Genomic DNA, 739 nt, shown 5'->3' with positions numbered 1-739 from the left:
AGGATACCCGATGCGGGCACTGGTGCTTGAGAAAAAAGGCGAACTGTCGCTGCGCGAGATCGCGCTGCCGCAAGATGTCGGACCGGACGATGTCCGGATCGCCATCCACACGGTCGGCGTCTGCGGCAGCGACGTGCATTACTACACGCATGGCGCCATCGGCAGCTACATCGTGCGCCAGCCGATGGTGCTCGGCCATGAGGCGTCGGGCACGATCGTCGAGGTCGGCGCCAACGTCACGAGCCTGAAGGTCGGCGACCGCGTCTGCATGGAGCCGGGCGTGCCGAACCTTTCCTCGCGTGCGACGAAGCTCGGCATCTACAATGTCGATCCGGACGTCCGCTTCTGGGCGACGCCGCCGGTGCATGGGGTGCTGGCGCCCTACGCAGTCCATCCGGCCGCCTTCACCTACAAGCTGCCGGACAATGTCTCCTTCGCCGAGGGCGCGATGGTCGAGCCCTTCGCCATCGGCATGCAGGCGGCGGCACGCGCCAGGATCGTACCGGGCGACGTCGCCGTCGTCGTCGGCTGCGGCCCGATCGGCATCATGATCGCGCTCGCCGCGCTGGCGGGCGGATGCTCCAAAGTGCTCATTTCAGACTTTTCAGCGCCCAAGCTTGAGATCGCCGGCCAGTATCCGGGCATCGTGCCGGTCAATATCGGCGAACAGTCGCTGGTCGACGCCGTTGCGACCGCGACCGACAATTGGGGCGCCGACATCGTGTTCGAGGCGAGCGGA

The 739-nt window shown here is 66.3% G+C and carries 1 protein-coding gene; it reads left to right on the top strand.

Going from position 1 to position 739, the window contains the following annotated elements:
• Positions 1-10: 10 nt before the first annotated feature.
• Positions 11-739 (top strand): alcohol dehydrogenase catalytic domain-containing protein (locus tag EOD07_RS36385; RefSeq protein WP_127238505.1); only part of this gene is annotated, 729 nt, incomplete at its 3' end.

The organism is Mesorhizobium sp. M2C.T.Ca.TU.002.02.1.1 (assembly GCF_003997225.1).
This window is presented reverse-complemented; position numbering and strand designations above follow the sequence as displayed.